Source organism: Desulfosporosinus sp. FKA, assembly GCF_002196785.1.
GTDB classification, from domain to species: domain Bacteria; phylum Bacillota; class Desulfitobacteriia; order Desulfitobacteriales; family Desulfitobacteriaceae; genus Desulfosporosinus; species Desulfosporosinus acididurans.
On the sequence record NZ_NAHZ01000028.1, the window covers coordinates 262274 to 285308 of the forward strand.

The 23035-nt window shown below is 44.2% G+C and carries 25 protein-coding genes and 1 riboswitch; all 25 genes read right to left on the bottom strand.

Going from position 1 to position 23035, the window contains the following annotated elements:
- Positions 1-11 precede the first annotated feature (11 nt).
- Positions 12-122: riboswitch (glycine riboswitch) on the bottom strand.
- Between the two features lie 278 nt (positions 123-400).
- Positions 401-877 carry a hypothetical protein gene (locus tag B5771_RS11760; RefSeq protein WP_047810762.1) on the bottom strand — a complete coding sequence of 159 codons (477 nt, stop codon included), beginning with the start codon at positions 875-877 and terminating at the stop codon, positions 401-403.
- Positions 878-969: 92 nt separating this feature from the next.
- Positions 970-1431: a DivIVA domain-containing protein gene (locus tag B5771_RS11765; protein WP_088187667.1), complete on the bottom strand. Its 462-nt coding sequence runs from the start codon at positions 1429-1431 to the stop codon at positions 970-972.
- A gap of 12 nt (positions 1432-1443) precedes the next feature.
- Positions 1444-2241: a YlmH/Sll1252 family protein gene (locus B5771_RS11770; RefSeq protein ID WP_088187668.1), complete on the bottom strand. Its 798-nt coding sequence runs from the start codon at positions 2239-2241 to the stop codon at positions 1444-1446.
- Positions 2242-2505 (bottom strand): YggT family protein, encoded by a 264-nt coding sequence (locus B5771_RS11775; RefSeq protein WP_047810765.1) that lies wholly within the window; start codon positions 2503-2505, stop codon positions 2242-2244.
- 13 nt (positions 2506-2518) lie between these two features.
- On the bottom strand, positions 2519-2956 hold the full coding sequence (locus B5771_RS11780; protein ID WP_088187669.1) for a cell division protein SepF: 438 nt from the start codon (positions 2954-2956) through the stop codon (positions 2519-2521).
- Between the two features lie 58 nt (positions 2957-3014).
- On the bottom strand, positions 3015-3710 hold the full coding sequence (locus B5771_RS11785; protein WP_088187670.1) for a YggS family pyridoxal phosphate-dependent enzyme: 696 nt from the start codon (positions 3708-3710) through the stop codon (positions 3015-3017).
- A gap of 78 nt (positions 3711-3788) precedes the next feature.
- On the bottom strand, positions 3789-4715 hold the full coding sequence (locus B5771_RS11790) for an HlyD family efflux transporter periplasmic adaptor subunit (RefSeq protein ID WP_088187671.1): 927 nt from the start codon (positions 4713-4715) through the stop codon (positions 3789-3791).
- A 60-nt stretch (positions 4716-4775) separates the two neighbouring features.
- Complete coding sequence (locus tag B5771_RS11795) at positions 4776-6146, bottom strand: HAMP domain-containing sensor histidine kinase (RefSeq protein WP_088187672.1); 1371 nt, start codon at positions 6144-6146, stop codon at positions 4776-4778.
- 5 nt (positions 6147-6151) lie between these two features.
- Entirely contained in the window at positions 6152-6838 is a 687-nt protein-coding gene (locus B5771_RS11800; protein WP_088187673.1) for a response regulator transcription factor, read from the bottom strand.
- Entirely contained in the window at positions 6813-7649 is an 837-nt protein-coding gene (gene pgeF, locus B5771_RS11805; protein ID WP_088187674.1) for a peptidoglycan editing factor PgeF, read from the bottom strand. The genes B5771_RS11800 and pgeF overlap by 26 nt, the downstream gene beginning before the upstream one ends.
- A 192-nt stretch (positions 7650-7841) precedes the next feature.
- Positions 7842-8120, bottom strand: a complete 279-nt coding sequence (locus tag B5771_RS11810; RefSeq protein ID WP_088187675.1) for a YlmC/YmxH family sporulation protein — start codon at positions 8118-8120, stop codon at positions 7842-7844.
- An 86-nt stretch (positions 8121-8206) separates the two neighbouring features.
- Positions 8207-8980 (bottom strand): RNA polymerase sporulation sigma factor SigG, encoded by a 774-nt coding sequence (sigG, locus tag B5771_RS11815; protein WP_047810773.1) that lies wholly within the window; start codon positions 8978-8980, stop codon positions 8207-8209.
- Between the two features lie 57 nt (positions 8981-9037).
- Positions 9038-9763: an RNA polymerase sporulation sigma factor SigE gene (gene sigE, locus B5771_RS11820; RefSeq protein WP_088187676.1), complete on the bottom strand. Its 726-nt coding sequence runs from the start codon at positions 9761-9763 to the stop codon at positions 9038-9040.
- The gene (locus B5771_RS11825; RefSeq protein WP_088187677.1) at positions 9764-10681 is read right to left on the bottom strand and encodes a sigma-E processing peptidase SpoIIGA; all 918 of its coding nucleotides are present in this window, start codon (positions 10679-10681) and stop codon (positions 9764-9766) included.
- Positions 10682-11021: 340 nt separating this feature from the next.
- Positions 11022-12392 carry a methyl-accepting chemotaxis protein gene (locus B5771_RS11830; protein ID WP_088187678.1) on the bottom strand — a complete coding sequence of 457 codons (1371 nt, stop codon included), beginning with the start codon at positions 12390-12392 and terminating at the stop codon, positions 11022-11024.
- A 263-nt stretch (positions 12393-12655) separates the two neighbouring features.
- Positions 12656-13720: a cell division protein FtsZ gene (gene ftsZ, locus B5771_RS11835; protein ID WP_047810777.1), complete on the bottom strand. Its 1065-nt coding sequence runs from the start codon at positions 13718-13720 to the stop codon at positions 12656-12658.
- Between the two features lie 247 nt (positions 13721-13967).
- Positions 13968-14297 carry a small basic family protein gene (locus tag B5771_RS11840; protein WP_047810778.1) on the bottom strand — a complete coding sequence of 110 codons (330 nt, stop codon included), beginning with the start codon at positions 14295-14297 and terminating at the stop codon, positions 13968-13970.
- Positions 14298-14317: 20 nt separating this feature from the next.
- On the bottom strand, positions 14318-15043 hold the full coding sequence (locus B5771_RS11845) for an FtsQ-type POTRA domain-containing protein (protein WP_088187679.1): 726 nt from the start codon (positions 15041-15043) through the stop codon (positions 14318-14320).
- Between the two features lie 109 nt (positions 15044-15152).
- Entirely contained in the window at positions 15153-16418 is a 1266-nt protein-coding gene (murA, locus tag B5771_RS11850; RefSeq protein WP_088187680.1) for a UDP-N-acetylglucosamine 1-carboxyvinyltransferase, read from the bottom strand.
- A gap of 156 nt (positions 16419-16574) precedes the next feature.
- Positions 16575-17453, bottom strand: a complete 879-nt coding sequence (murB, locus tag B5771_RS11855) for a UDP-N-acetylmuramate dehydrogenase (protein ID WP_172408256.1) — start codon at positions 17451-17453, stop codon at positions 16575-16577.
- Positions 17368-18219, bottom strand: a complete 852-nt coding sequence (locus B5771_RS11860; protein ID WP_088187681.1) for a hypothetical protein — start codon at positions 18217-18219, stop codon at positions 17368-17370. Before B5771_RS11860 ends, murB begins: the two co-directional genes overlap by 86 nt.
- Before the next feature lie 99 nt (positions 18220-18318).
- Positions 18319-19428 (bottom strand): undecaprenyldiphospho-muramoylpentapeptide beta-N-acetylglucosaminyltransferase, encoded by a 1110-nt coding sequence (gene murG / locus B5771_RS11865; RefSeq protein WP_088187682.1) that lies wholly within the window; start codon positions 19426-19428, stop codon positions 18319-18321.
- A 17-nt stretch (positions 19429-19445) separates the two neighbouring features.
- Positions 19446-20540 carry a putative lipid II flippase FtsW gene (ftsW, locus tag B5771_RS11870; RefSeq protein WP_088187683.1) on the bottom strand — a complete coding sequence of 365 codons (1095 nt, stop codon included), beginning with the start codon at positions 20538-20540 and terminating at the stop codon, positions 19446-19448.
- Positions 20541-20554: 14 nt separating this feature from the next.
- On the bottom strand, positions 20555-21925 hold the full coding sequence (gene murD / locus B5771_RS11875; RefSeq protein ID WP_088187684.1) for a UDP-N-acetylmuramoyl-L-alanine--D-glutamate ligase: 1371 nt from the start codon (positions 21923-21925) through the stop codon (positions 20555-20557).
- Positions 21926-22032: 107 nt separating this feature from the next.
- On the bottom strand, positions 22033-23034 hold the full coding sequence (gene mraY / locus B5771_RS11880; protein ID WP_088187685.1) for a phospho-N-acetylmuramoyl-pentapeptide-transferase: 1002 nt from the start codon (positions 23032-23034) through the stop codon (positions 22033-22035).
- Position 23035 lies beyond the last annotated feature (1 nt).

The window sequence follows — 23035 nt, forward strand, 5'->3', positions numbered from 1 at the left end:
CTCCAGAGTACCGTCTACTAGCCGTACCTTTGCCTGAGAGTTTCCCCCCTTGAAAAGCGACTTCAAGGGATTTTCTCCTTCGGCGTCTGGGACTTCTCCCAAATCTCTCCTGCTAGTATCATTCGGTAGCTGTTATCGTTATACAATATACTATGCTTTTTTTTTCATTTCGTCTATACCCTTTTTAAAAGTTTGACTGATTTTTTTCAATATTTAATTACCCAATTCGACAATTACCAATATTCGCAAAGATTCCCAAACCTTCAGACTTCTATAATTCCGGCCCCATAAATAACTAAAATCCCGTCCCTCCATAAAGGGACGAGATCAATTACATACCACCCTTGTCACTAACGTTTTCAATAATAATAATTCTCGTTTACTTAGCCAAAATAATTAGTTATGAGTCCTTCAAGATTACTTTACGTATAATCGTCACTAATTTTGCTTGTCCCTCAGAATCGATAGGATCAACCATCCAAAGACACAAAAAAGAGACTTTACGTTGTTTCCATTCCTGAACCAGCGGTTCCATCGCTTCCTTAGAAAGGTATAAATGAGTGGAGTCTTGACTGGGAGTCAGACTTACCACAACACAACGCTGCTCAAGATCATCCATAATTTGAAAGGCACGATCAAGCAAATCGTCGCTTCCGGTCATCAGTACATCCCCAGGACGAAAATGATTACTGGCTTCAGCAATTCCTACACAAAGAATTTTCAAATCTTTGGTTTCTAAATCTAAATTATGGAAGTCAGGTAAAAGTTGGATCTCTTGGCCTCCTACTTTACCAACAAAAATCTTCCTTTCATCCTCATGCAACCCAAATCCTTGAATGAGAAAGTCAGAAGATATCTCACTAATCAATCTATTCATCGGTGACAATCCTTCTCTTTCCAAGTTCTCTTTTAGAACATTTTACCACGAATGCAGACAGCTTAGCAACAACTCCAGCAGCCTTTAACCCTTTAGGCTATACCTTCATTTCGCTCTTGCATCGTTTCTAAATCAAGATGGGAGAGCAAAAAGGACTTGAGTTGACTTCGAATCAAATCGCGTTTCCTAGATAATTCTAGTATTTCACCCTGTATTTCTTCCCACTTTTCTTGAGCTTCAGACACTTTGGCTAACTTATTCTGTTCAGCCTCCTTCAGCAAAAGTTCAGCCTCATGACGTGCAGCTTGCTTTACTTCTTCCGCAGTTTGCTGGGCTAAGACCAGGGTTTGCTGCAATGTAGTCTCAATTTGACGGAAATGACCAATTTCGGACTCTAAAGCTTTTACTTTTTCGCGTAATTCGAAGTTTTCAGTGTAGGCGGATTCAAATTCCTGACTCACAGTATCCAGGAATTTTTCCACTTCTCCGCATTGATACCCTCGAATCCCTTTATTGAATTGCTTATTACGTATATCAAGAGGAGTCATTTGCATCATTGTTCCCTCCTACTGGCGTTGTGACTTATAAAGAATAAGCTGCCAAGCCGTACGTTCCTTGCGAGTCTGAGTACACTCCAATAGCTTAATACGTCCGCGTCCCCGGCAAGAAATGGTTTCTCCAGGCTGCAGTTTAAGTTCCGCTTTGTTAACTACCAGGCCTTCGCACCGTACCTTGCCCTGGCTAATCCATTCCTGTGCTAAAGTTCTTGATACACCAAAGGAATGGGCAAGAAGAGCATCTAAGCGTGATGAACTTACTGTAATCCGTTTTTCCTCTCCCTTGTCGGACAGAATATTCGGCTTTTGACTGCATAATGCCGCTTTAATTTTTTCCCGTCCGGCTAGTTTCCAATAATCGATGATAAAGGGAGCAATATCGGCCGAAGTCACTAAATAATACGCGCCTTGACCGGCACAGATGTCTCCTAAAACCTCCCGCTCTATACCTAAACCCAACAGAGATCCGAGAATCTGGCTGTGTTCGAGCCGAGCTTGAGGATTCGCAGGCCAAGCCTCAAGAATTGCCAGATTGGCATCCTCAGAATCTAACGCCTCTCCCCAGGGGCCAATAACAATACGAACGCGTTCCGCGTCCGGAAACCCGCCTGCCAGCAAATAAGCTAACCCTTCTTTCCTAAGAATCCCTTCAAACCAATCCCGCAGGGCAAAACTTAAAAAAGGAGTAACCTGTTTAGTGTTATGCCGAAGTACTGTATCTAGTTGATCTAAAAGATGAGCAGCCGTCAAACGTAGGTCCTTTTCGTTCCAAAACCCAAGCACACTGCGATCTATAGAAGGTTTCATCTAATAGAAAAGCCTCACAATCAATGATTGAATCAGATTTAAGACGATAATAGCAATCAAAGGAGAAAAATCCAGTCCCATACCCCCTGAACTAATCTGAAAACGCTGAAACGGTTTCAGTAAAGGATCGGTTACATCATATATGATTGTGATTAGAGGGTTTGGTTTTAATCTCGGGATATATGAGAGGAACGTTCGAATAATTATGGCAAAAATCAGGATTGTAATCACTTTATCGATAATCTGCGCAATTAGAGAAATCAATTAATAATCCCTCCTATTTTGACCAAAACAGACCTTTAACTTTCAGCTCATCTCGCATTTCCCCGGAAATATCAACGTTATTGGGAACAAATAGAAAAATCCCGTTGCCAACTTTCTGCATATTGCCGTTTAGGGCATAGGTTGTCCCGCTGATAAAGTCAACAATCCGTTTTGCTAATACCTTCTCAGCATTCTCCAGATTGACAATAACCGGCCGTCGAGATTTCAGCTGATCAGCGATATTTTGGGCATCTTCAAAAGTATTGGGCTCTAAAACGACCACTCGCATTTGTTTTTGCGTATGAATACTAACAACGGGAGCATTTTTTCTGCTGGTGCGCATTTCTTCTTGGTCAATTTTCTCTTTTTCCTGTTCTTCAAAAACATCCTCTTCCTGTTCATCATCCGCAAATCCCATAATGCCAATCATCTTATCAATCAATTTTGCCATAGCTGGCCCTCCCTTTCATATATCTCTTTACATAGAGCTAATACTTCTTACCTACTGACTAGCCGCGTTCACCAAAAATTTGACGTCCCACTCGAACAAGAGTGGCTCCTTCTTCAATGGCTAATTCAAAGTCTCGGCTCATCCCCATTGAAAGGTCCCGCAAATCAACACCTGGCCAGCTGCGAGATTGCAAAGAATCACGGAGATTTCTCAGTTGGCGGAAGAATTCCCGAGTATCTTGCAAGCTGGCCTCCAGAGCTCCAATTGTCATCAAACCTCGAACGTTAACAAAAGGGTAATCCTTAATTAAGTTTAAAAAATCCGGAACCTCCTCAGGAGCTAAGCCAGCTTTGGCAGGATCTCGAGCAATATTGACTTGGACCAATGCTGCCCAGATCAAACCTTGTCGTCTTCCGTGTTCATTTAAGGCTTCTAAAAGTGAAAGGCGATCCAAAGAATGAATAAGAGCAACCTTGTCATTCAAATATTTAACCTTATTAGTCTGCAGTCTGCCCATAATATGCCATTCACAATCATCCGGCATATGTGAAACCTTCTCCTGCCATTCTTGGATTCGGTTTTCTGCGAAAGCTCGCTGCCCAACCTGGTAAGCCTCCTGAATTTTTTGAATAGGCTGGGTCTTGGAAACCGTCAACAATTTTACTGCGGCACAATTTCTGTTGCTCCGCTCAATAGCTCGAAGAATTCGCTGACGAACTTCTATTAAACGTTGTTGAATACCCAAATCTTCCATTTCCTGAATATCCCCTTCGCAAAGAATTCTACGCTTTTCCTCCGTTTCCTGCTACGAAAGTCTGAAGCTAGATATTTTTTACCTTGCAATTAGCCCCTCAAGCCCATTTCGCGGATTCGTTACAACAGGTATCCCCACCGGCAAATTATCTACGCAAGCTTGTTGATCATTTTTATCAAGGACTTTAACTTTCTTAAAATGAATTACCCCTTCAGCCGAAATAAAGACACCCTGTTCCTCTCCCTGTGTCCAAAGAGCGCTTATAGGTACAAGAACGCCACTGGTCTGGGGGGCATAGTTCCAAGTTATTTCTTGATGTCGTTCAGTTGCTGACCCATCAACGTAATGAGGAAACTGAACGATTATACCCATAGGTTTTTCAGATTTACGCATAATTTGAGCATCCATCGTTTGATTTCCTGCTGTTAAACGAATTGTTTTTCCAACAGTGAGATTATCAATACTTGGCAATTGGAGGAAAGCCATCGTCGGCAAAAGATTATTCACGATTTTACCTACAATCTCTCCCGCCTGAACTGTCTGACCAGGGACTTTAACTTTAGAAGTTTGAGCAACTAACTTTTCCAAATCCATCGACATTATGTTCTCACTGGTAATGATTGTTTCTAAACCATCGCTTTGATGAAAGAATAGGCCACCCATATCAGCAGTAATCACAGTGCCGCCCGGCGAACTCTGATTACCTCCGGAAGAAGCTCCATTTTGTACGGCCGCCAAAGTTTCCCCTCGTCTAAAGCGCTGACCATCTTTGCCGACAAACTGTATCGTTCCTGAACTGGGAGCTTTGACGGGCTGCTCCTGATTCGCAAAAACAGCAGAAACTTTTCGGACATGAGTAATGGTTCCAGACTGGGCTGCGCTAAAAGTTATTGTCCCAGCGGAAAAATTCTCTCGATAGTAGCAAAAACCTCCTCCAAACAAGATTAAGAATAGAATCACCCAAAGCCCATATGGATTTCTTTTTTTTCTCTTCTTTTTCTCCATGGACCCCTCCCAGAACCAGTCTCTTTTTTGATGTTCGATACATAAGATCATCAGGAAACATTACTTGGCTCGAGGTAAATCACAGGTAAAAACAGTCCCGACACCAAGTTGGGAAGTAACATCAATAGTTCCCCCTACTCCTTCGACCATATGTTTTACAATACTTAGGCCCAAGCCTGTTCCCCCTTGTTCTCGGGAGCGAGCTTTGTCCACACGATAAAAACGCTCAAAAATCCTGGGCAGCATTTCTTCAGGGATACCACAGCCGGTATCGCCAAACTCCAAGCGAAGATACTCTTGAAAAACTTGCGCATTCAGCCATACTCTTCCCTCAGTTGTATATTTCACAGCATTCTCTAAAAGATTTAAGAGCAGCTGACTTAACAAATCTTCACCTATAGAAAGAGGCGGCAAATCATCCGGCAGATTAACTTCAACCTCGATATTTTTGACTTGAGCGAAGCTAAGAATAACCGGCTGAATCTTTTTATAGGCTTGCTGGAGATAACTTATTTTACCAGGAGCGAGTCCTCCCCGGTTCTCCCGCCCTTCAAAATGAGCCAGCGTTAAAAGATCTTCAATTAAGCGCTGCAGACGCAAGGTCTCGGCCTGAATAATCTTTAAGAAACGTTCACGTAATGAAGGGACATCCGCCGCACCATCCAGGAGTGTTTCTACAAACCCTTTAATGGATGTTAAGGGAGTTCTTAACTCATGAGATACATTAGCAACGAATTCTGTACGCATTTGCTCCAGACGACGAAGTTCAGTAACATCATGCATGACAATCACGGCTCCTCGCGGCTGACCATGTTCATTTAAGATCGGGTTAACTTGACTTTGGATAGTCTTTTGGCCAAAGCGGGTTTCCCTCGTCGCACTCGGTTCGCCAGAAAGGACGTTATGAATTAGATGTTCCAGTTCTGAATCATAGGTCAGCTCCAGCAAATATTTTAACTTGCGTTCCGTATCCTGACGTTCAAAAATTCTATTCGCTGCTGCGTTAACTAAAACAACTCTGCCTACATGATCAACTGAGACAACCCCTTCTTGCATTCCAGCCAATATTGCCTCCATCTTGTGAGCTTCTTGCGTTCCGTTTTGGACAATCATCTCAACATGCCTCGAAAGGCTGTTCAGTTCAGCCGTAAATTCTCCGATTTCATCGGTAGAATCCGCAAAATCAATTCGTTCAAAGTTGCCTCTCGCAATGCGTTGAGTGGCTAGATGAAGTTTTTCTAATCGCTTAGCTAAATAACTGGCATAAACATAAACCGCCCCCGCCGGAAAGCAGATTGCCAGGATTACTACTTCAAAGTCTATCTCCTGTCCAATTGTTTTTAATTTTACGCTCTCACCAACCCAAAACAAAAGCATGGACAATCCTGTCATAACAATGTACAGTCCTGTTAAGCGCCATTTTATACTCATAATTATTACCCTTTAAAACGGTAGCCGATTCCGCGCAGAGTTTCTATGTACTCTGGATTCGAGGGATCACGCTCAATTTTTAGACGCAAATGCCGCACATGGACATCTACAGTACGAGTATCCCCATGATACTCATAGCCCCAAATGCGTTCCAAAAGTTCGTCTCTTGAATACACTTTGCCAGGGTGGGCAGCAAAAACGCGTAAAAGCTCAAATTCTTTTGGCGTTAGCTCAACTTCTTCACCTCGGATGAGAACGCGGAAACCATTAATGTCAATACGCAGCTCTCCCCGTACGATCATAGCTTCCGAATCTTCCGGGATATTCAAGCGGCGTAAACGAGCTTTAATTCTCGCCAGCAATTCCCGAGGACTAAAAGGCTTTGTCATATAATCATCTGCGCCAAGCTCCAAACCCAGAACCTTATCGATCTCTTCACCTTTGGCCGTTAACATAATAATCGGTATCTGCTGAAACTTTGTATTTAAACGAAGTCTGCGGCATACCTCTAAACCGTCCATTCCCGGAAGCATGACATCAAGAACAAGCAAATCCGGCTGTTCCTTTTCGATAGCCCCTAAGGCCTCCGGACCATCTTTCGCCACCCGAACCCGATATCCTTCTTTCTCCAGATTAAATCTAAGCAGTTCTTGAATGGGTTCCTCATCATCCACAACCAGTATTGTTGCCACCAAAATCCCCCCCAATTCTAATCCAACCTGCCATCCGTCCCGTTCGAGCACCATCACGACGATGAGAAAAAAACCATTCCGGGTTATCTTTTGTGCAAAGGGCCGCCACTGAAATATTATCCGGATGAACACCTTTTTCTAACAATGTAGTTCTATTCGCTTCCCACAGATCAAGCTGGTACTGTCCTTCTGAAATTGGACGCAGAAAGGGAGTTTCTGCGTAGTTGGCACGAAATTGACTGGCGACACGTTCATCAACAACGTAGCAGCAGGGGCCGATACTGGGTCCGATGGCAGCCCAAGCCTTTTCCGTGCTGCCTCCGGCTTCTTCAAAACGCTCTAATGCTCTACGGCCAATTTTCTGTAAGGTTCCCTTCCAGCCCGCATGAGCGATGCCAACCGCCTTAAGATCAGGATAATAGAAATAAAGAGGAACACAATCTGCATAGAATGTCATGAGACCAACGGAACTCTTTGTAATAAGCCCATCGACGCCTGGAATAACAGTTTCTTGATCACGGAGACCTCGACCGCCATCTTTCTCATCAACCCATACAACCTTAGCTCCATGAATTTGCTCTCCCACGACAGCTCCCTGCCAGGAGACATCCCACAGACCAAGCCAACGTGAACGATTTTCCAAAACAGCCCCAGCCTCATCACCAACATGGAGTCCCAAATTTAAACTGTCGTAGGGGGAGTGGCTGACACCTCCCTTACGTGTCGAGAAGCCTATATCAATTCCTTCTTCAAGCCACTTTGAAATTGTTAGAACGGTGCATTCTCCTTTTTTTTGCCAGTTCCAGTTCATCCTCTGACTCCTTTAATTTCTTTTTTAATATATCATTTAATAACCATAAGGACAAACCTGCTATTAGTCCTATTTCGACTATTACTAAAAAACATTGGCGTATATCCGGATAATAATACAAATAAAGACATAAGCACATGTTCTTAGATTTAAGAACCATGACTTATGCCTATTGCCTCAGCGTAAGTACTTTTAGCGGCGCTCATCATTCTCCGGATGGTATTCAGGCAGATCTTGGGCATCAACTAAAATTACATCCACACCAATTTTCTTAACCCGTTCCCAAGGAATTATAAAATCCTCAGGTTTTCCGCCGCCAAAAAGCCCCCAACTGCCTCTGGCGGGCCCTGGTACCACCATCCCTTTAACAATACCCTTTTCCAGGTCCAAATCGAGATCCTTAATTGGGCCTAACCTTCGACCATCCTTGATATTGACAATATCCAATAAGCGTAAATCTGAGATTCGCATAGATTATTCCCCCCTGATCGAGGCTCAACTGTCATATATCATTATATGAGTGATGGTCTTTAAATAGCCTTGACTTTTAACATTTTTTATACGTACTTGCGCATATGCTGCATAGCCGCCTTTTCTAAACGGGATACTTGGGCCTGGGATATTCCTATCTCATCAGCTACTTCCATCTGTGTCTTGCCATTAAAAAACCTTAACGATAAAATCAGCTTTTCCCGTTCGCTTAAACGCCTAAGGGCCTCGCGGACTGCAAGCCCCTCTACCCATCCATTGTCTGTCTGTTTATCATCACCGATTTGGTCCATAACAAAAATAGGATCCCCCCCGTCATGATAAATCGGCTCAAACAAAGAGATAGGTTCTTGAATAGCATCCAAAGCAAAAATAACATCTTCACGCGGCAGTGACAGCTTACTGGCGATCTCAGCAACTGTTGGTTCACGCGAACACTCACAAACTAATTGATCTCTTACTTGCAAGGCCTTATAAGCAATGTCTCTAAGTGATCGGCTTACCCTTATGGGGTTATTGTCCCTTAAGTACCGGCGAATTTCTCCAATGATCATGGGCACAGCGTAAGTTGAAAACTTTACGTTTTGGCTAAGATCAAAGTTGTCAATCGCTTTCATCAATCCAATACATCCGACCTGAAATAAATCGTCAACATATTCGCCTCGATTTGTAAATCTTTGAATCACGCTGAGTACAAGGCGAAGATTCCCATGAATTAATTTTTCTCGTGCACTGCGATCTCCGGCTTGATAAATCACAAACAGCTCTTTCATTTTCGCACTAGATAGAACAGGTAATTTCGAGGTGTTCACGCCACAGATTTCAACTTTGTTTAATGCCAACTTAAGAGCACCTCCCCAGACAATTCTGTTGGAAAGTATGCCCGTTGACCGTTTTACTTATTCTAACCGACAAAATTCTTTTCGTAATCTACGAATTATTCGTTTTTCGAGTCTTGAAATGTAGGATTGTGAAATACCAAGTCGATCAGCTACCTCCTTTTGAGTTTTTTCTACCCCATTATCTAAACCAAACCTTAATTCCATAATAATTTTTTCTCGGTTTGTCAGTCTTTCCATAGCTAAATGCAATAACTGTCGGTCAACTTGTTCTTCAATAGGTTTAGAGATGACATCATTTTCTGTTCCCAGTACATCAGAAAGCAATAACTCATTCCCATCCCAATCAATGTTTAAAGGTTCATCAAAAGATACTTCAGAACGAGTCTTGTTATTACGTCTAAGATACATCAAAATCTCATTTTCGATACAACGGGAGGCATACGTTGCTAATTTTATCTTCTTTTGAGGATCAAACGTGTTAACCGCTTTGATTAAGCCAATGGTTCCGATAGAAACCAGGTCTTCAATGCCTATCCCGGTATTTTCAAACTTTCTGGCAATGTACACTACGAGCCTAAGGTTGCGTTCAATTAAGATATCCCTGATCGAAGGATCACCCATTTCCAGACGTTCTAAGAGCATTCCTTCTTCGTCCGAATTTAGAGGAGGGGGCAGAGCTTCACTGCTTCCGACATAATAAATACCTCGCGCCGAAAAGAATTTCCGGCGAAACACGACCCAAAAACGATTAATTTTATCGAGAACATTACTCCACCACATCAATTATTCATCTCCACCTTTCTGCAATAGTTCCGGGTGCAGTAACGCTTGATATTCACCCTCCGAACTTAATATTTGTTTAACAAGAGCCACAGTTGCCTGGATTTGGTGAGGTCCATCCTTGTCAAAACAAGTGACCCGAGCAGGCCTGATCCCCAGAAGCCAACTCCGGCGATCAATGGTTTGAAAGGGAATAAAGACAAGACGCTTCATTAGATTCGGATTTTCTTTCCATAAGAATGGCCATGGATCCTCACTTTCCTCCCAGGGTATTTCCAGAAAGGACTGTATTTCATCGGGTATCGAGGCCGCTGCAGCCTCTTCTTGCACGAGTAAGACTGGATTGCCATTCAACGGGTCCTTCAGCTGATTGCCTGTATCCAACAAGGCTTTAAAATTGATAAGTTTTCGACCATCACCTTCGAAATCAATTTCCAGCTCAAAAAGGTTTTTTTCTAAGCGACAGCGTCCTGTCTGCCATCGCTGCCAGCGGTCTTGTAGTATCCACCATAAAAATCCCGACAAGGGCAAAATCCAAAAAGTTCCTTTGACAAGGGTAAGTGTGTTGTTATCTAGGCCCTTATCAAACTGTATCCACCCCCATAAAGCATAAACAAACCCCCCGAGTCCGGCGGAAAAAAGCCAAAACCCCAGGAAGACTTTAAGAAAAACTTTCAACCTCCGGATCGGATAGGCTGCTAAAACCATGAGGAAAGGGATGAGCCACTTGCTCAGAGTCGTCCAGGGCGGACAGGAATAGCACATTAAAATTACCGGAATTTCCCCAAGCAAGACCCCAGCCAGTATTCGTTTCGATCGAATTGGCAAATGAATCATTCGGCCCACTAGAACAAGAAGAAGTGCATCTACGCTTCCATTTATGAGCATATCTAAATCAAGATAAGTCATCGCTCCATTCATTGACGCATCCTTTCCAGATCTCTACTAAAAATTATAGCTTAGCGGCGGAGGAAAAAGCTGTCGCTTTCAGTGGTTCTGTTTGGGATTTTTTAGGAGAATGAATACGAGTCGTGTAGTTTTAGATCAAACTTGGCTGTTGCCAAGCCTCCATGGATCGACGAGTTAGAAAGGTCAGGTAAGTACAAGCGAAAATATAATATAGCCAAAAGTTACAGTTCCGCCCCAGAAACAGAGTTTTGGTGGTACTATGCAGCATGGTGATCCGACACACGAAAAAACCTGTCGGGAATGCTTGGTTCATTCCCGACAGGCATAAATGACGATTTTGTAGAGGATTGAGTTAACACTCTTGCTGTAGTTCTTGTAAAACGGCAACCACCTCTTGTGAGGCTTGAGCCATCTCACGAAGCAGTTGTCCCCCTCTCGTTTTGTCGCCTTGTTCGATCGCTGCGGCCGCTTCACGAGCCAGTTCATGAACTAGTTTATGCGGCGCTTCCAGCTTGGTCAAAACATTGGAGGAACGGAAGTGTAGGGAGTGGTTGCTTTCAACCCATTGACCTAAACGACAGTCATGATGGTCACCGATTTGTTTGGCAGTCAGATGCTCATACCCCAAAAGTAAGTTGTAAATTCGCCATGTCCATAAGAGATGGTCTGTTTTACACAATTCCAAAGCTTGATAATCGGACATATTAGGAACTCTTGTAACTTCTTCTGAACGAATCGTTTCTAGATCCCGACTAAGATCATAAATTCCTTGACCGGTTACTTCGGCGATGTTTTTAATTTCTTCAGCAGCCAGAGTTAACGTAGAAATGCTTCCGGCCGCTTCTTGAACAGCTGCACTCTGCTCTTCACTGCTGGCAGCAATGTTTTGGATATCTTCTGTGATAGACGTAAAATTTTCGATGATTCCCTCTAAGGATGATGCTGCTTCCTGCATTATCGTTTTACCATTGTACATCGTTTGCGACAGTGTCACGATTTTCTGATTTGTTTCGAAAGAACTCTGACTAAGAACAGCAATTTTCTGATGGATATCAGTCACTGATGTCGTTGTATGTTCGGCAAGTTTACGCACCTCATCCGCAACCACAGCAAATCCGCGGCCCTGCTCACCGGCACGGGCCGCTTCGATAGCTGCATTTAGAGCCAATAAATTTGTTTGATCAGCCACTCCGGCAATAACCGTCACAATTTTCTCAATGTCCTTCATGGAATTCAATACTTCTTGAACCTGTTGGCTGACTATGGAAAATTCATCAAATGAACGTTCAACGAAGTGAATGGCTTCTTGTATTTTTTCACCTCCGGAAACAGCTGCTGTTGTCGCTTGCTCAACAAACCCTGAGGAATTGGTAGCAGACTGGGCTACCTGATCCGAAGAAGCGCCCAATTCCTCAGACTGGGCAGCAAGGCTTGTTAAATGATCCGCTTGTTCCTCCACTTTATGCAGCATTTGACGGATTGAGGTCATACTAATCAGTCGCTTGACAGAGTTATCGATATCCTTCAATGAAGCCGAAGATGCCTCCTGTCTCTCGTCAATGACGCGGTTAAGAATTTCCACCACAGGATAAAGGGGACTTGAAGTCTCAATATCGACTTCCAAGGATCTGGTAAAATCAGATTGACTTAAAGCCTTATACATCTTTTCACAATCGGAATTAGGCGTAAGAATTTCGGAACTCTTACCTTTGAATAATCCCATACAGACATCATCATCCTTCTAATCTTAAATTCCCTAATTATTTTGCAACATTCTACATTATTCTTCGATTTCCTTCATAGAAAACCAAGTTTTTAAAAATAATTACTATCTGAAACTTATAATAGCAATTAATAGAATACTCCCTTCGCAAACGTCTGCTAAATCAATTCGCTAATTGAGGATAAGATTTGTCAAATATTAAAGCACTCCCCAAAGGGAGTGCTTTAATACAGCTAAGAGTAATTCATTAAGATGTTTTATATTCACTTACGGCGCCGCAGAAACTCGGGGATATCAATATCTACTTCCTTAGTTACCGGTTTAATGATGGTAGTTTCCTGAGACTTACTTTGCGCTCCCGAAAGACCCGCGTATTGCTGATCAAAACCAGTGGCAATAACAGTAACCCTTAATTCCTCTTTAAGATTCTCATCAATTACAGCACCGAAGATTATATTAGCCTCGGGATCTGCCGCTTCAGAAATAATTCCTGCCGCCTCATTGACTTCAAAGAGCGTTAAATTGATTCCACCCGTAATGTTCAGCAGCACTCCCTTGGCACCTTCAATTGACGTTTCCAGCAAGGGGCTGGAGATAGCTTTGCGGGCCGCATCAACGGCTCGATTTTCGCCTGTGGCTTGTCCGATTCCCATTAAAGCCGAACCGGTATTAGACATAATAGTCTTCACATCTGCAAAGTCTAAATTGATCAATCCCGGTACTGCTATTAAATCGGAAATTCCTTGCACCCCTTGGCGCAGAACATCATCGGCAATCCGAAATGCTTCGTGGATTGTCGTGTGCTTGTCCACAACCTGGAGCAAACGGTCGTTAGGTATTGTAATTAATGTATCTACTTTACTCTTAAGTTCAGCAATCCCTTTTTCGGCTTGCATAGCCCTTTTACGTCCTTCAAACGTAAAGGGCCTGGTCACAACACCTACTGTGAGGGCTCCCATCTCCTTTGCCACTTCAGCAACAATTGGTGCTCCTCCTGTACCTGTGCCGCCGCCCATACCAGCTGTTACAAAAACCATATCCGCACCCTTAAGTGCCTTAGCCAATTCTTCGCGGCTTTCTTCCGCCGCTTTAGCCCCGATATCAGGGTTTGCGCCTGCTCCAAGACCTTTAGTTAACTTTATCCCGATTTGCACTTTTTGACTCGCATGTGAAAGCTGCAGGGCCTGTGAATCTGTATTAACAGTTATAAAATTTACCCCTTGTAAACCAGCGGTAATCATACGATTAACCGCGTTATTTCCTCCGCCACCCACACCAATTACCCTTATTTCGGCTATTTGGTTTAAATCAGTTTCAAATTCTAGCATCTAGGTTTAACCCCCTCGCTTATTCTGACCGAACACAAAGAAAAATGAGCCTTGTTATAACAATTCTCTCTAAAAGCACCTTTGGCAATACATTATAATGTTTAACCAACTGCCGGTGCGAAAACTTAAAATCCACTTGCTTAACATTTTAATACATATGACCTTACAAATTCTATATGTACAGGCCTTATCCCTTTTTTTTAAAATAAAAACTTTCAGCAAAATACATAGTTTATGCCGTGTATTGCTACTTTTTTAACAGGTGGCGCCGAATACTTCCAAGGTTATTGAACAAGCGCACGCCAAAGGCTACAATTGCCGCTAAATAAAGATCAACTCCAATTCGATCTCCCACATAGGCTAAAGCCGCTGCTAAAAGCATATTGCTGAAAAAGCCGCTTAGAAATACAGTACTGTCGAAATGGTCCTCCTGAGCTGAACGAATACCTCCTAAAACGGAATCCAAAGCAGCTAAAATTCCTACAGAAAAGTATTTGGCGTATTCTATCGGGACAGAAAAAGGACTGACATACCCAATTGCTAACCCTAGCACTAAGCCTAATAGCGGTAACCACATTTATAAGCTCCTCCCCCGACTCAGCGGCCAATAACCGGTTTGGCTGCTGTAAAATCAATATAGCGTACCCCTTGCTGGAATGATTTATACTCTTTATCATTAATTAATTGCCAAAGAGCATTTAATTTATCCTTCCATTCATTTGCTTGTCCAAGCCGAACCTCTACACCGCTTGTTAAGAACAATGTCATTTGCTGGACCGAGTTAACATTAAGTTCTCCTATCTGCCCCAATAGTTCCTTAGGAGCTTGTCCTAACAAACTAAGAGCCGCAGTTAGAGAAGGATTGCTTAAATTCTGACCTGGTCCGATTGTGTCCGAGACTTTAACTCCCGTTATGACCGGATGATCTGTTTTAGGCCAACTCTCTAACCGCCGTAAAAAAGTTCCCTGGGCATCTACCTCCAATACTCCTTTTGGAACAGCGACCAATGCTGCAGGCGTCCGTTCAGTAATCTGAATCACTAAAGTGTGGGGCAGCACCCTCTTAAAAGTTACATCTTGGACGAGAGGATGCAAAAAAATCTTATTTTTGAGATCTTCTTGATCGAAGAGGATCAGATTCTGGCCTTGAACTCCGTTGGCTAATTTTAAAATCTCATTTTCCGGAATAATACTTAGGCCTTGAACCTTAATAGTTCGTACGACAAACGCACTGGAGCGAAAGAATAAGGCCAAACCCAGTGCGAGTAATATTGTCAATGCCGTCAGATAGAGGAAGGTTGTATTTGTTTTCTTGGAAGTCATAGCGATTCCTCCTTGTTCCAAGTATAACGAATACAAACCTATTCTGTCATGCTCTTTAAAAAATTTTTTCGAAATAAATTCTCCACATTCTTCGGTCTGGAAGAAATTTTTAACCTTTAGGCGCGACCCTCAGCATTTTAGCACCTATATGACGGTATTTTTCTTCTAAATTCTCATAACCCCGATCGATATAATCGACTCTTTCCAAGACCGTCGCTTCTTCAGCAGCTAAAGCGGCTAGAAAAAGAGCTGCCCCGGCCCTAAGATCTGTGGCCTCTACGAAAGCTCCTTCTAGATTTTTGACTCCGCGAATAATGACAGTTCTGCCTTCAACCTTAATTTGAGCTCCCATTCGACACAACTCATCCACATGCTGAAAACGGTTTTCAAAGATCGTTTCAGTGATAACACTGGTCCCCTCTGCGCAGACCAACATAGCCATAAACTGTGGCTGCATATCGGTCGGAAATCCGGGGTAAGGCATTGTTTTAAGATCAATACTATGAATTTTTCCTTTCCGCTCGACCCTAACTGCATCATCGAGAAGAGTAATCTTGGCCCCTGCCTGACGTAATTTAGCAATAACAGGCTCTAGATGTTCCGGGACAACATTCTCAATCGTTAAATCTCCCTCAGTCATAACGGCTGCTATCATATGCGTTCCAGCCTCAATTCGATCCGGGATCACTGTATGCTCAGCCGGTCTTAGGATGTCTGCCCCGTCAATTCTCAGGACATCCATTCCCGCCCCACGCACTTTAGCACCCATTTTATTAAGGAAGTTTTGCAAATCAACTATTTCCGGTTCACGAGCAGCATTGCGGATCACCGTAGTTCCCTTGGCTAAAACTGCTGCCATCATGATGTTTTCGGTAGCCCCTACACTCGGTACATCAAGATAAACTTCTGCCCCCTCTAAGCGATCCGCCCAAGCTTCTATATAGCCATGTCTTTCTTTGATCTTCACTCCAAGCTGCTGCAGACCTTTAATATGTTGATCCATCGGACGAGATCCTATGGCACACCCGCCGGGCCGTGAAATTTTTACCCGTCCATAGCGTGCCAATAACGGCCCTAAGATTAAATTAGAAGCACGCATTTTCCGCATCAACTCTTCATCAACATCACAAAATTCCAGGGCTGCAGCATCTATGTTTAACCCTTCATTTTGACGTTGTACTTTGCAGCCCAAGTGTTCCAGAACCTCAATCATATGTCTGATATCCGCCAAAGCTGGGATTTCTAACAACGTGGAAGTTCCTTCGGCAAGCAGAGTTGCCGCAAGTAAAGGAAGGGAAGAGTTTTTGGCCCCACTAACACGAATTGTTCCCTCTAACTTTTGTTTTCCCGTAATGACATAGCGATCCATAGCCATAGTTTTTCTCCTCCTTGGTGTCACTACTTTACTGGCAAACCTTTTATCCAGTTTTTAAGACCCCCACTTCTATAAGTGGGGGTGGATCCTTCGTTAACTTCAGGTGGGGTAGAGTCCCCATCTGAAGCCCCGATGTTCAGCTTTAGCTGAACGAGTTCACTTCCCCAAATATTTTATTTCCGTCTGCAAAGCAATCCCATATTTATGTTGAATATCCTCCTGAATCTCCGCGATCAGAACAAGGACATCGGAGGCTTTTGCTCCACCCGTATTAACAATAAAATTAGCATGTTTCGTTGAAACCAAAGCACCTCCAACGCACTTTCCTTTCCAACCGGCAGTTTCAATCAAACGCCCTGCGGAATCGCCAGGTGGATTGCGAAAAATACTCCCGGCATTAGGAACTTCAAGGGGCTGATTAATAGCCCTCTGCCTTAAATTTTCCTGCATACTGCGTAAAATTGCCTCCTTGTTTCCCGGCGAAAATTTAAGGGTAGCTTCCATAATCCAAGCCTCTCCGCTCAAGGAGCAATAGCGATACCCAAACTCTATTTCCTCTCTCTTAAGCCTTCGCCAAGATCCCTCTGTTGTGAGAATCGATACACTTTCGATTTGAGAAGCAATTTCTCCGCCGTGTGCACCGGCATTCATGATCACTGCCCCCCCAACAGAGCCAGGAATTCCACGTGCAAATTCTAAGCCGCTCCATCCACGCTCTCCGGTTTCCTGAGCTAAGCGTGCCAAGGGGTATCCTGCTTGAACTCTAACTGAATAATCATCCCAGTCGATAGACCGCAGTGACGTGGTTACCAGCGTAATCCCCGGAAGACCTTGATCAGATATTAAAAGATTAGAACCCCGGCCAATCAGCCATAGGGGAACTTTGGCCGCCATGGCTCGTTCTATAACCTCTTTAAGATCGTCTGTCGTTTGCGGCCAATAGGCGAACTCAGCAGGTCCGCCGATTTTCCATGTCGTTAACTCCTTCAGTGAGTAATTCTTCTCCACACGTCCGGGCATTCCATCCAAAACCATTACCGTTCCACCTCAAATTATCCGTCATTATGTTATCTGTCCAAGCGGACTTAAGGGCAAATGTTATGTCGAGCCAGGAAACTCCCAGGTTCAGGCACATTGCTATTGACGCCGCTGCAGAGGGTTCCTCCGCAGGATTGGGCCGCCTGGGCAAATGCCCTACATAAGTCTCGCCCTCTCCTCTATAAAAGTCAATCCCCATTTCGTTTCGTTTCCATAGGACTTCTGAACTAGAGTCGGCCACGCATCTTCCCATGGTCTCTTTTCCCGCCAGCATCAATAACCAAGACTCTGGCAGAACCCAGATGAAACCGGGCCTTTCCTCACATTTCCAAGTTCCATCCTTAGTTTGCCAAAGGATGGAAGGTTCGAAACCTGCTTCTTTAAAGATATGCCCCGCCAAGGGGTAACCTTCAGACAAAACTTCCTGCTCAGAAAACGGTATAACAATTTCGTTTTCAAAAAAATTATGTAAATATACATTAATAGATTGGACCGACAGACTGTACTTCAAAATCTGCTGAGGCCGCCAATCAACTTCGTCAAGACCAGGCCAAACAACAACTTCGGTAAAAGGGCCGATTTCATTGGCGTTACAGGCAAATGGTTTTTCCAGCCAATCTTGAGACGAGACAGAGCTAATTTCCGGTGCTGCAGGATCAAGCTCGACAAAATCGAGATTGAATTCCTTAAAGAGAGCTCGAGCCCCATCAATTCCCGGAGCTCCGGAAGGAGCAACTAAGAGCAATCTTCTTCTCGGCCACACACGCCTCACTCCTCTTCTTTATTACTGCCATATCCTATGCATTGAGGCCAGAAGGTGTGAGCAAAGGAGAAGTTGGTTATTCACGTTCAAGACTTAAAACTAGTGCCATGCTGTCTCCAAACAAAGATCCACAATTTTATTTAAGGCTTGTGGTTTAGCCATGGCACGGGATGCGCTGCCCATTTCTTTCAACCGAGGTGGCGAAGAAATTAATTCCTCAACATCCTGCCATAACTTTTCCCCAGTTAATTCACGATCTAAGATCATGCGAGCAGCGCCGGAATCCACCATGGCCTGGGCATTATATTCCTGGTGATTCTCAGCAGCAAAGGGATAGGGCACCAAAATGCCTGGAACGCCGGCAACTTGTATCTCTGCTAAAGATGCAGCTCCGGCACGGCCTATAAAGAGATCAGAACAGGCCAAGGCTTCAGGCATATCTTTTAAATACTCAAGGATACGCCATTGGGGACTCTTCCAGGGAATCCCTTGAGCTTCCAAGCCCTCAATGGTTTCCTGATACGTAACATTCCCGGTAGCCCAAATCACCTGTATCTCCGGACGTTGAAGCAGATGTTCCAGAACCACGGTCATAGCCTGGTTCAGAGTTCTGGCACCACGGCTTCCGCCTGTAACGAGGACAGTTAACTGATCCGGCTGCAATCCTAAATGCTTAGCACCAATGCTGCGGGTCACCCGGCCAATGTCCGGACGCACCGGCAAACCGACTAATTCTAATTTAGTTTGGGTTCCAAAACGAGCCATACTTTCGGGAAACGTAACCATCACTCGCTTTACAACCTTGGCCAGGAGGCGATTGGTTATACCCGGTAAAGCGTTTTGCTCGTGGAGCATTGTTGGAATATGAAACAGGGCTGCCGTAAGTACAACAGGCCCGGATACATATCCACCTGTTCCAACGACTAAGTCCGGATGGAATTTACGCAATAAATCCTTGGTCTGCCAGAGAGCTTTTATACTTTCTCCCATGACTTTGATCGTATCCAAGCTCAGCTTCCGCGGGAGACCTTTACCGGAAATCCCGGCGAACTCTATGCCGGCCTCCGGTACCAAACGAGCTTCCATTCCGTTTCGAGTTCCCACATAAAGGATCTTAGTTCCGGAATCCCTTGCCAATAATCCCTTTGCAATAGCCAAAGCAGGATAAATATGCCCGCCTGTTCCTCCGCCTGTCAGCATTACACGCACCGATCTATACCCCTTCCTTACCTAATTTCCCGGGAAATTCGAAGCAAGACTCCGACACCCAGCATTGTAAAAACCAAGGAGGTTCCTCCATAACTGATAAAGGGCAGTGTTATCCCTGTTACAGGCAATACACCACTTACAACCCCCATATTGATCATAGCTTGAATGGATATCATAGCCGTTAGGCCAACTGCCAACAGACCGGAAAAAACATCTTCTGATCTCATGGCCACACGAAATCCTCTCCAAGCGAACAGAAAAAACAACATGACAACTAACGTAGCTCCAACGAAACCAAGTTCTTCTCCAATCATGGCAAAAATAAAATCGGTATGATTCTCAGGCAAATAGAGAAATTTTTGCCGGCTTTGCCCTAATCCCAAACCAAATAGCCCTCCCGGCCCTAAGGCTAACAGGGCCTGGATCGTTTGATATCCGTTACCGAGAGGATCTGCCCAGGGATCAAGGAAGGCAAAAATCCTCCGCATTCTGTAGGGCGCAGCAGCAATTGCCGCAACGACCAAACCTAATCCGCTTCCGCCTAATCCTAAAATATGTGAAGTTTTGGCACCAGCAGCAATCAACATAAAAAAGGTTGTCGCTGCAATTACTAAGGTTGTTCCCAGGTCGGGCTGGAGCATAATCAGCCCTGCAATTAACCCCATCAGAGCGAGAACGGGCAAAACCCCTTTGCGAAAGGATTGAATCTTATGAGGGTTTAAGGCCAGAAGATGCGCCATCACTAAAACCATGGAAAGCTTGATTACTTCGGAAGGCTGTATAGATAAAGGACCAAGGCCGATCCAACGATCGGCACCATTTACTCGCCGACCAAGTCCAGGCACTTTAACCGCCACCAACAGGATAATAGCAACGTATAGGGCTGGTTTCGCAAATCGGCGCAGCATTTGTATATCAACCCTATAACTCGCCAACATAGCTAACAATCCCAAGGACACCCAAATCGATTCAGCCTTGAGAAAATGATAAGGATCATCAAACTGAATGTATCCTCGCACTGCGCTCGAGCTATAGACCATAATAAAACCTATTCCCAGCAAGGCTAAAATCGCGCCCAACAAAACCAAATCCGGTCGGTGATACCTTCGCACATAGAGTTCCCCCTTTATTGTTCAATGGGTTCCCTATAATGCCTACGCACTAACTCCTTAAACAATTCCCCTCTTTCCTCATAACTTTTAAACATATCCCAACTTGTACAAGCAGGAGACAGGAGAACAACGTCACCAGGTCTTGCCTCGGCAATTGCTTTCTCAACACCGTCAGCAAAACTCGAAGCCGGAATAATTCTCTCAACGCCTTCATCTCTTGCCGCCTGTTCCATCTCATCCGCCGCCATTCCCAACAAAACCAGACTCTTAACCCTTTCTTTAACGATTTTCATAAAATCATGAAAGTCGAGCCCTTTATTTTTGCCTCCGGCAATTAGGACTAAGGGTTCTTCAAAAGCCAGCAAAGCCTTAGTCGCCGCATCCGTGTTTGTTCCTTTGGAATCGTTCACGAAAAGAATATCGTCAAAGGTGCCGACAATTTCTTCTCTGTGTTCTACCCCCGGAAATTCCGCAAGGCCTTCGGCAATCTCGGTCCAAGAAAGCCCCAAGGCCTTAGCTGCTGCTGCGGCAGCCATGACATTTTCCAAATTATGCGCACCGCGCAATTGAAGCTTCCGGCGTGAAATGATAGGAATGATTCTGCCGTTTTGCGCATAAACAATGTTGTCTTGATGTAAGCTGATCCCATTTTCCAAAAATGATGTGGGGCTGAAGTAAAGAACTTGGCCTGTCAATGCAGCTCCTAACTCACGAACATAAGGATCATCCCAATTTAAAATGGCTAAATCAGTTTCCCTTTGATTCTCGAAAATTCGAGCTTTTGCTGCCAAATAGTTTTCTATCGAACCATGTCGATCCAGATGATCAGGAGTAAGGTTTAATAAGGTTGCAATATGAACTCTAAGTTTATGTATAAACTCTAATTGAAAACTCGATAACTCTGCAACAACAATCCCCGTCTCATCCATTCCTTCAACTTGTCCACTCAGAGCGACTCCAATATTGCCCGCTACTATAGATGGCCTGCCTGTCCGTTTGGCTAATTCTCCAATCAAGGACGTCGTTGTCGTTTTGCCATTAGTTCCTGTAACCCCAACACAAAGAGCAGGACAATCAAACATCGCCAGTTCAACCTCGCTCCAAACGTCTGCCTTCTGGCTCAGGGCGTCTTGAACCAGGGAAAGTTTGGGCGATACTCCCGGCGATAATACCAAAAGATCCGGGCTGATGTCTCGATACTCCGGCACAAAGCCCGCCAGCAAATGTTGATCATCGAGATTCAAACGTTCGACACCTTCAAGTTGTTCTAAGGACTTGCTATCAGTCAAGAAAACTTCTGCCCCTAATTTCTGGAGCTTACGCACAGCAGCCTGACCGCTTAGACCAGCCCCGATCACCAAAACACGTTTATTCATCAAGTTCATTTTAGCATCCTCCATCGTGTTACGGGGACGGTCCTTTTAACACATTTTTTGGAACATTTTGGGGTAAAGCGTGTTAAAAGGACCGTCCCCCCAACACGCTGCAAAATTTAGCTTAGGGTTGGCATGTAGGCAACAATTCCCAGAATTGCACATACTAAAGCCGCCGCCCAGAAAACAAGAACCACCTTCCACTCGCTCCAGCCTCCAAGTTCAAAGTGATGGTGGAGAGGGCTCATGCGAAAAACCCTTTTTCCGGTAGTCTTAAAGGAAGCAACCTGAATCATGACAGAAAGCGCTTCCACGGCATATAACCCCCCAACAATAATAAAAACAAATTCGCTTTTAGTAAGAACCGCCAAGCAGGCTAAAGCCCCGCCCAAAGCAAGGGATCCGGTATCGCCCATAAACACGCGGGCAGGGTGAGCATTAAAGCGCAAAAATCCTAAACACCCACCGGTCAAAGCAGCGGCGAAAACGGCCATATCCGTCTCATGAGCTAAAACTGCCACTCCCTGAATAGCTGCCATCAGGGCGATAACGATATAGCTCATCCCGGCAATCATTGTACTTCCGGCAGCTAAACCGTCCAAACCATCGGTAAGATTTACAGCGTTAGTCATAAGCACAATGACAAGAGAAATGACAATATAGTAAAACCAACCCAATTCAAGATGCACTGAGGTAAACGGAATGGAGACATCAGTCCCTCTGCCTAACCAATGAACTGATATCCACATTAGGACAAAGGCCAAAGCAAACTGGCCAATAAGTTTTTGATAAGCGCGAAGTCCCAAAGAGCGATGCATAACGACCTTTATAAAATCATCAATAAATCCAATGAGTCCAAAACCCAGCGTCGTTCCGACAAGAGTCACCATTTCCAGGGAGGTAGGTTGTTCTGCACAAAATAACGAACCGGCAATAATCCCGACAAGAAATATTATTCCTCCCATAGTCGGTGTCCCGGTCTTTTGCAAATGTCGTTTGGGACCATCATCCCGTACCGTTTGACCGAACTTTAGTATCCTTAAAATAGGGATCACAAAAGGACCCAAAACTAATGTGATTATTAGGGCTAACCCTCCAGCCATGACCAAACGCTCAGACATG